This is a genomic window from Promicromonospora sp. NPDC057138 (genome assembly GCF_042670845.1).
Taxonomy (GTDB): domain Bacteria; phylum Actinomycetota; class Actinomycetes; order Actinomycetales; family Cellulomonadaceae; genus Promicromonospora.
Window position 1 is genome coordinate 58,060 of record NZ_JBHUUX010000031.1, and the last position, 7,581, is coordinate 65,640.

A 7,581-nucleotide genomic window follows, 5' to 3' on the forward strand; every position below is an offset into this window, starting at 1 on the left:
CCATGACCGAGGGCCGCCTCCCCCTGCGGGGAGACGGCCCTCGGTCACAGCCATCCAGGACGGCGACGGCTACGGTTTGCCGTTTCCGCCACCGTTCCCGGTTGGCGTAGGGGTCGGATCACTGGTCGGATCGCCGGTCGGGAACACGCCCGGCCCCGTCGACACGATCACCTGCACGTCGCTCGCGGCTTGCACCTGGGTGCCCTCGTCCGGGTTGACGTCCATGACCACGCCTTCCCCATAGTCGCTGGACGGCTGGTACTGGATGACCGGATTGAGCCCCGCCTTCTGGATCTCGCGTCTGGCGTTGTTCTCGTCCCCGCCGACCAGGCCGCCCGGCACGTACGCCGTCTCCACGGCCGGGCCTCTCGAGACCTCGACCCTGATCTGCGTGTCCCGTTTCACCTCTTCGCCCTCGTGCTGCACGCTGAGCACGATCCCCGACTCCGCTTCGTTGTCGACCTCGACCACCACGGGGGTCAGCCCGGCGCCGGCCAGGACCGCCATGACGTCCGCGATCTGCTGCCCGCGCAGGTTGGTCGGGACCAGCACCTTGTCGTCCGGGGTGGGCGTCGGGGTGGGGGTGGGCGTCGGGCTCGGCGTCGGAGGGAGCGGCGGCGTGTAGTCCGGGAAGGGCACGACCTCCATGCCCTCGGTGATCTTCTGCATGTACTGGGTCCACGCCGTGACCGGCCACGTACCACCGGTGATGCTGCCGCCCGCCCACTCGCCGAACGGGGTGATCTCGGCCTCTCCGCCCTTCTCGTCCGTCTGATAGAGGCCCACCACCGTCGTGAGCTGCGGGATGTATCCGGCGAACCACGCCGACCGGTTCCCGTTCGTGGAACCTGTCTTGCCCGCGACCGGACGCCGGTTGCCGTCTGCGTCGACGAGCTCCTTCGCGGGCAGACCAGAGCCTTCGTTGACTACCTGCTGCAGCGCGTAGGTCGCCTTCGTCATCACGTCCGGGGAGATGACGCCCGGCTGGGGCGAGCCAGTCCACTCGTAATTGGTCGTGTCGCCGTTCTTCACGGAGGTCACGATGTGCGGCTCGGTCCGCGTGCCCTGAGCGGCGAACGTCGCGTAGGCGCCTGCGAGGTCGACAGCTCGCACGGTGGAGGTGCCAAGCACGTTGGAAAGCTCGGCGTTCGTGGACTCCTTGGGAATACCCGCCCGGATCGCGACGTCCTGCGACTTAGCGGCCCCTATCTCCACGTTGAGCTGCGCGTACACGGTATTCACGGAATTGGCCGTCGCATCGACCAGGTCGATGTCGCCGTACGACTCACCGCCCGATCCCTCCGGCCCGAAGTTGGTAAGTTCCTTCTCCTCCTCGACACCGGTCTCCGGATTCCTCACGCTCCAGCCCGGGATCTGCATCGGGCTGTTGCCCGTGAAGTACTCGTTGAGTTCATGCCCATCCTCGAGTGCGCCGATGAGGGTGAACGGCTTGAATGTGGAACCACCCTGCGCCTTGCCGTCGGTCGCAGCGTTGAACTGCTGCTTCGCGTAGTCGGCGCCCCCGTACAGGGCGCGGATGGCGCCGTCCTTGGGGTCGATGGACACGATGGACACACCTAGCCGCTTCGACGCGGCGCCCTCACCCTTGTACGGGATGGAGGCGGCCGTCTCGACGGCTGCCTGCTGCCACTTCGGGTTGATGGTGGTGTGGATCTCGTAGCCCTTCGTCATGAGGTCGTCCTCAGTGAGTCCAGCCTTGTCGGCGAGCTCCTTGCGAACCTCCTCGAGCAGGAACCCGACCTGGCCCGCGCGGGACGCCGGCTTGTACTTGACCGGCTCGGGGAAGGTGGCCGAGAGGCGCTCCTGCTCGGTGATGGTCCCCATCTGGACCATGTTCCGCAGCACGCGTGCCCACTTCTCCTCGGCGATGGCCTTCGACTCCTCGCCGAACCGCGGGTCCCAGTAGGACGGCGACGGGATGATCCCCACCAGCATCGCGGTCTCGGAGACGGTCAGCTTGGCCGCCGGCTTGTTGAAATACGCCTTCGCGGCGGCCTCGAACCCGTAGGCGCCACGGCCGAGATAGATGCTGTTGACGTAGCCCTCGAGGATCTCGTCCTTCGACTTCTCCTGATCCACCTTGAGGGCCAGGATGATCTCGCGGAACTTGTCCGCGTAGGACGACTGCCCCGGCTCGAAGTACGTGTTCTCCACGTACTGCTGCGTCAGCGTGGACGCACCCTGCCGGGTGCCACCGGTCACGTTGCTGACAAGCGCGCGGACCATTCCCCACGGGTCGACACCAATGTTGTTCCGGAAGTTCTGGTCTTCGGACGCCATCACCGCCTCGGGGATGTACGGCGGCAGCTCGTCGAGCGTCCGGATCGTGCGGTCGACGGCCGCGAACTTGCCCAGGACCTGGCCGTTCTCGTAGTAGACCGTCGTGGTCTCCGAGCCGACCGCATTTGTCTTGCCAGGGACCGACCAGCCGATCCACCCGGCGGTGAACAGGCCCACCGCGAGCGAGATCCCGGTCAGGACAGTGCCGACGACAACGCGCCACGACGGTACCCAGGCGCGAATCCCCGTGCGGTGCGGCCGGGGGTAGTTCCAGATTCCGCGCCGGCGTCGGGGCGTCTGCGGCCAGATCGGAGAAGGACTCCAGTTCGCCACGTCTTCCTCGTTCCTCGAATCGGTTCAGTGAGGGCACTGAACCGACGAAACGATAGAGGATTGATGTCCGCGGCAAGTAGCACAAACGCGTTTTCTCTGTGTACGGCCCGTGTTCGTGACCGAGGTCTCGGACTGGCCCGACCAGCACAGATTGAAGATTTCACCCGTTGCTGGCCGGGCCCGTCCCCGCGCTGGCCGGGCCCGTCCCCGCGCTGGTCGAGCCCGTCGAGACCTACCCGAAGATCCCGCCCCCGTCGTCGGACGGGTCGGCGGACGGATCGCCGCTGCCCCCCTCGGGGCCGGTCGAGACGACGAGAGTCACTTCGCTGCCCACCGGCACCTCCTCGCCCTCGCCCGGGTCGACCTCGATCACCGTGCCCTCGGCCACGGTGTCCGACGGTGCCTCCTCGATGACCGGCGTCAGCTCTGCGGCTTCGAGCTGGTCCTCGGCGTAGCTCTGGTCCTGGTTGGTCAGGCCCCAGGGCACGGTGGTCGTCTCTTCCTCTTCCGCCTCGGAGCCGTTCGAGACCTCGACCTTGATGGTGGAGCCGGACTCCACCTCCTGGCCCTCGTTCTCGACGGTGAGCACGGTCCCGACCGGCTGGTCGCTGTCGACGTCGACCTGCTCGGGGATGAGCTGGACGCCGGCGAGCGCGGACGCGGCAGCGACGTACTGCTGCCCGACCAGCCCCGTGGGCACCGTGACCATCTCTTCCGTCTCGGGCGACGGGCTCGTCGTGGGTGACGGCGAGTCCGTCGGCTCGGGCGGCTCGGGCAGCACGTAGTCCGGGAAGTCCTCAATCTCCATGCCCTCGGTCGCCTTGGCCATGTAGGCGGTCCAGGCCGAGGCAGGCCAGGAACCACCGGTCATCCACTCGTAACCACCGAACGGCTGAACCTGCTGGTATCGGTTCTGGTCGGTGTCGTACTGGTACAGACCCACGACCGTCGTGAGCTGCGGCACGAAGCCGGCGAACCACGCGGACTCGGTCTGCTGGGACGAGCCCGTCTTGCCCGCCACCGGGCGGCGTGTGTACCCGTCGGGGCCCATGAGCTCCTTCGCGGCAATGCCGGACCCTTCATTCACCACCTGCTGCAGGGCGTACGTCGCGGCGGCCATCACGTCCTCGGTGAACACCTGCTCGCCGGCGGTGGAGCCCTTGTAGACGAGGTCCTCGCCCTTGGTCACCTCGGCCACCATGTGCGGAGTCGTGCGGTAGCCCTGCGCGGCGATCGTCGAGTAGGCGTGCGCGAGGTCGACGTTGGTCACGTAGTCGGTGCCGAGCACGTTTGCCAGGTTGCTCTGGATGACGCAGCAGTCATTCGTATCCGGATTGTCGTCCGGCTGAGTGATGCCGAGGTCGTAGGCGACCTGGGCGGTCGTGTCCGCGCCGATCTCCTTGTTGAGCTGGCCGTACACGACGTTGACCGACTGCGCCGTCGCATAGGCGAGGTCGATCGACCCGAACGAGTCGTTGTTGAAGTTGCTCAGCGGGACATCCGGGCCGTCCGGGCTCTGCTTCCAGCCCTCGATGATCTTCCCGTCGGTGCTGTCGTACTTCTTGGTGAGCGGGATGCCTTCCTTCAACGCCCCGATCAGTGTGAACGGTTTGAAGGTGGAAGCACCCTGCGCGCGGAAGGTGGCGGCGTTGGTCGGGTACTTCGAATAGTCCGGCCCGCCGTACATCGCCTTGATCTCCCCCGTCTGCGGGTCGATCGACGTAAGCGACGCACGGGTGTACTTGCCCGCGTCCTTCGGCAGCTTCATCGTCTCGGCAGCCGCCGCCTGCATCTTGCGGTCGATCGTCGTGTGGATCTCGTAGCCGTTCTGCGTGAGCTGGTCGGCACCAATGCCGTTCCGGTCCAGCTCGTTGGCCACCTGCTCCAGCAGGTACGCGGTCCGGTTGTCACCCGAGCCCTGCGTGTACTTGATGAGCTTGGGGTACTTCGCGGCGGTGCGGTCTTCCTTGGTGATGTAGCCCTGCTCCACCATCAGGTTCAGCGTGCGTTCCCAGCGGGCCTTTGCCTGCGCCTCGGCCACCTCGCCCTGCCGGGGGTCCCAGTAGGTCGGGTTCGGGATGATGCCCGCGAGGAAGGCCGACTCGGAGATCGTCATCTCCTTGGCCGACTTCCCGAAGTACGCCTCCGACGCCGCCTCGATGCCGTACGCACCGCGCCCCAGGTAGATGGTGTTGACGTACCCCTCGAGCACCTGGTCCTTGGACTGCTGCTGTGTCACCTTGAGGGCGATGATCGCTTCCCTGAGCTTCGTCACGTAGGTCGCGTACTCCACGCCGACGTAGTAGTTCTCGACGTACTGCTGCGTCAGCGTCGAAGCACCCTGCCGGGACCCACCGGTCACGTTGTTGAGCGCCGCGCGGACGATGCCCATCGGATTGATACCCATGTGGGTCTCGAAGCTCTGGTCTTCCGACGAGATGATCGCCTGCGTCACCTGCGGCGGCAGCTCGTCCAGCGACACGATGGTGCGGTCCTGCGCCGCGAACTTCCCGATCGGCTTGCCGTCGGAGTAGTACACGGTGGTGGCCTCGTCGCGGACCGTGTCCAGCTCGCCCGGCACGGGCACGCTCACCCAGGCGGCCAGGAGGACGCCGGCCGCGAGCGACGTGCCCGTCAGCAGCGCACCCACGACGAACCGCCAGGACGGAACCCAGGCGCGAATCCCGGTGCGGTACGGGCGGGGATAGTTCCAGATTCCCTGCCGCCGTCGGGGAGTTTGCGGCCAGATCGGAGGGGGGCTCCAGTTCGACACGTCAGCTTCTTCCTCGGTTCGGACTTGGGCCTGCCGGTGCGGTCGGAAAACGTGCCACGGCGGACCAACCGAAACCATAGGGGATCAGCCAGAGGCCTCTGTAGCCCCAATCTGCGCCAGAACCCGCCCCCCGACATTTCACCCAGGGTCAGCCCAGTCCGTCTGCCCCTGCTTCACACTTTGTCCACGTTTCGAATCCGGCAGAGGTTCCATCGACGACTCGATCGGCGCTACGGATTGCGTCCCGGCATCCACGTGCCTATTCTCCGATGTATCGACTCGATACATCGAGCGTCACTGATCTGCCCGGGCAACCAGGGCGGAGCGGGAGGGAGGCCACCGTGCGCAGTCGGTCCGACGTGCTGGAGACCGCCGTCCTCGGCCTGCTCAACGAGTCTCCACTGCACGGGTACGAGCTCCGCAAGCGCCTCAATCTCGTGCTCGGCTCGTTCCGCGCCTTCTCCTACGGCACGCTCTACCCGGCCCTGAAGGGCCTGGTCACCCGCGGTCTGATTACGACGACGGAGCACGAGCCGCCGCCCCCCGCAACGCGTAAGGCGAAGCCCGGGATTCCCGGACGGACGGCCAAGCCCAAGCCCCTCGGACGCCGTCGCGTGGTCTACGAGCTGACCACCGCGGGCAAGGAGCACCTCCACTCCGTCCTCACCACCTCTGGCCCCGCGGCCTGGGAGGACGACAACTTCGACGTGCGGTTCGCGCTCTTCGGGCAGACCGACGCCGAGACCCGCCTCCGCGTTCTCGAAGGCCGGCGCGCCCGGCTGACCGAGCGCCTGGAGGCGTTCCGGGAGTCGACGACGCACCCGCGCTCGCGGCTCGACGAATACGCACTCGAGCTCCGGCGGTTCGGGCTCGAGAGGGTCGAGCGCGAAGTGCACTGGCTCGACAGCCTCATCTCCACCGAGCGGGGACGCGCCGCGGCGCAGAGCCGCACACCGCAGCAGGAACAAACGAAGAAGGAGCGAGGATGACCTCCATCCGTGTGGGCATCGTCGGCGTGGGCAACTGCGCCTCGTCCCTTGTCCAGGGCGTGCACTTTTACCGTGACGCCGACCCGGCGAGCACCGTCCCCGGCCTCATGCACGTGCGGTTCGGCGACTACCACGTGTCGGACCTCGAGTTCGTCGCGGCGTTCGACGTCGACGCGAAGAAGGTCGGCTTCGACCTGGCCGAGGCCATCAGTGCGTCCGAGAACAACACGATCAAGATCGCGGACGTGCCGCCCACGGGCGTCACCGTCCAGCGTGGTCCAACCCTTGACGGCCTCGGCGACTACTACCGCGAGACCATCGACGAGTCCACGAAGGACGCCGTCGACGTCGTGGCCACGCTGCGCGAGGCCCAGGTCGACGTGCTCGTGTGCTACCTGCCGGTGGGCTCCGAGGAGGCCGCCAAGTTCTACGCGCAGTGCGCTATCGAGGCGGGCGTCGCGTTCGTCAACGCGCTCCCCGTCTTCATCGCGTCCGACCCGGAATGGGCCAAGAAGTTCGAGGACGCGGGCGTGCCGATCGTCGGCGACGACATCAAGTCGCAGGTCGGTGCCACCATCACGCACCGCGTGCTGGCCAAGCTGTTCGAGGACCGCGGCGTCGTCCTGGACCGCACGTACCAGCTCAATGTCGGCGGCAACATGGACTTCAAGAACATGCTGCAGCGCGACCGCCTGGAGTCGAAGAAGCTCTCCAAGACGCAGGCCGTGACGTCCAACCTGACGGGCGCCCTGGCCGGCAAGAAGGAGGACCGCAACGTCCACATCGGCCCGTCGGACTACGTGGCGTGGCTCGACGACCGCAAGTGGGCGTACGTGCGCCTCGAAGGGCGTGCGTTCGGCGAGGTGCCGCTGAGCCTGGAGTACAAGCTCGAGGTCTGGGACTCCCCCAACTCGGCGGGCATCATCATCGACGCGGTGCGCGCCGCGAAGATCGCGAAGGACCGGGGCATCGGCGGGCCGATCCTGTCGGCGGCGACCTACTTCATGAAGTCCCCGCCGGTACAGATGGAGGACACCGCGGGCCGCGCCCAGCTGGAGGCCTTCATCCGCGGCGAGGTCGACCGCTGACGCCGTTCGCTGGTTGAGCTTGTCGAAACCGGTTGTCGAAACCGGTTGTCGAGCCAGCCCGGTGGTCGAGCTTGTCGAGACCTGGTCTCGACAAGCT

General features: G+C 66.9%; 4 protein-coding genes. 2 read left to right on the plus strand and 2 right to left on the minus strand.

Features of this window, described 5'->3' with window-relative positions:
- Nucleotides 1–69: 69 nt before the first annotated feature.
- Together ACFT2C_RS17330 and ACFT2C_RS17335 are read right to left on the minus strand one after the other, a co-directional pair.
- Nucleotides 70–2,634 (minus strand): transglycosylase domain-containing protein, encoded by a 2,565-nt coding sequence (locus ACFT2C_RS17330; RefSeq protein ID WP_377208308.1) that lies wholly within the window; start codon nt 2,632–2,634, stop codon nt 70–72.
- Nucleotides 2,635–2,866: 232 nt separating this feature from the next.
- Nucleotides 2,867–5,284 (minus strand): transglycosylase domain-containing protein, encoded by a 2,418-nt coding sequence (locus ACFT2C_RS17335; protein ID WP_377208309.1) that lies wholly within the window; start codon nt 5,282–5,284, stop codon nt 2,867–2,869.
- 464 nt (nt 5,285–5,748) lie between these two features.
- On the opposite strand from ACFT2C_RS17335, the gene ACFT2C_RS17340 reads away from it, so the two are divergent.
- Together ACFT2C_RS17340 and ACFT2C_RS17345 are read left to right on the plus strand one after the other, a co-directional pair.
- Nucleotides 5,749–6,396, plus strand: coding sequence for a PadR family transcriptional regulator (locus ACFT2C_RS17340; RefSeq protein ID WP_377208310.1), 648 nt, complete (start codon nt 5,749–5,751; stop codon nt 6,394–6,396).
- Nucleotides 6,393–7,484, plus strand: coding sequence for an inositol-3-phosphate synthase (locus tag ACFT2C_RS17345; RefSeq protein ID WP_377208311.1), 1,092 nt, complete (start codon nt 6,393–6,395; stop codon nt 7,482–7,484). Before ACFT2C_RS17340 ends, ACFT2C_RS17345 begins: the two co-directional genes overlap by 4 nt.
- The last annotated feature ends 97 nt before the right edge of the window (nt 7,485–7,581 follow it).